General features: G+C 65.6%; 2 protein-coding genes. One reads left to right on the top strand and one right to left on the bottom strand.

The window, feature by feature from the left end; genetic code table 11:
- Positions 1 to 285, bottom strand: a 285-nt coding sequence (locus HMPREF0591_RS29910) for a DUF222 domain-containing protein (RefSeq protein WP_007172636.1), incomplete at its 3' end; no start/stop codon positions are given.
- 118 nt (positions 286 to 403) lie between these two features.
- On the opposite strand from HMPREF0591_RS29910, the gene HMPREF0591_RS29915 reads away from it, so the two are divergent.
- On the top strand, positions 404 to 1,036 hold a 633-nt coding region (locus HMPREF0591_RS29915; RefSeq protein ID WP_040624555.1), incomplete at its 3' end, for an IS256 family transposase.

Below are 1,036 nucleotides of genomic sequence, written 5' to 3' on the forward strand. Positions count from 1 at the left end.
CTCGGCGAGCTCGGCCAGGTGTTCGGGGCGGAAGTGACCGCCCTTGTCGGCCAGGTCGGCTTCGACGGCGGCGCGGGTGGCGAAGTCCACCCAGCCGGGTAGGCGGTGGAAGAAGCGGCGGATCACCGCCACTTGCCCGCCACCCAGCCTGCCGTCGCGTTGGGCGGCCGCGGTAGCAGGCAGGAGCGGCTCGAGCGGTTCACCGGTCAACCCGCGCCGCGGCCCCAGATCGGTCGCCTCCTTCACTCGCCGGGAGGCTTCGGCCCGGCTGACCGGGCGTGTCATTCCATCTGTGTAAGTCCGGGGTGGTCCATCATCGGATCGCCATTCGGGCGGACAGAAGGAGTGTTTTGTGACGAAGACCACGCAGTCGCCGGCTCAGGAGAAGTCGGCGGCGCGGCGGCTGGCGGAGACGTTCTCGGCGGAGACGCTGGATTCGCTGATCAAGGATGCGGTGAAATCGGGCACCCCGATCGACGGCGCGGAGGGTTTGCTCAACGAATTGACCAAGGCGGTGCTGGAACGCTCGCTGCAGACCGAAATGACCCACCATCTGGGTTACGAATCCGGGGATCCGGCCGGGCGCGGCTCGGGCAATTCGCGCAACGGGTTCAGCTCGAAGACGGTGAGCACGGTTAACGGCCCGGTCGACATCTCGGTGCCGCGTGATCGCAACGGGTCGTTCGAGCCGGCGATCGTGCCGAAGAAGACCCGCCGGCTCAACAACATCAATTCCGTTGTGCTGTCGCTTTATTCGCGCGGAATGACTACCCGCGACATCGAAGCACACCTCGAAGAGGTGTACGGCGCTGCGGTGTCGCGGGAGTTGATCTCCAACGTCACCGACGTAGTGGTCGATGAGATCAAGGCCTGGCAGGCCCGCCCGCTCGAGGAGGTCTATCCGATCCTCTACATCGACGGGCTGCGGCTGCGCATCAAGGACAACGGGGTGGTCACCACCAAGGTGGCTTACCTGGCGATTGGGGTGGATCTGGAGGGCCGCAAACATGCCCTGGGGGTCTGGATCCAAGACTCC

This window comes from Mycobacterium parascrofulaceum ATCC BAA-614 (assembly GCF_000164135.1).
Classification (GTDB): Bacteria; Actinomycetota; Actinomycetes; order Mycobacteriales; family Mycobacteriaceae; genus Mycobacterium; species Mycobacterium parascrofulaceum.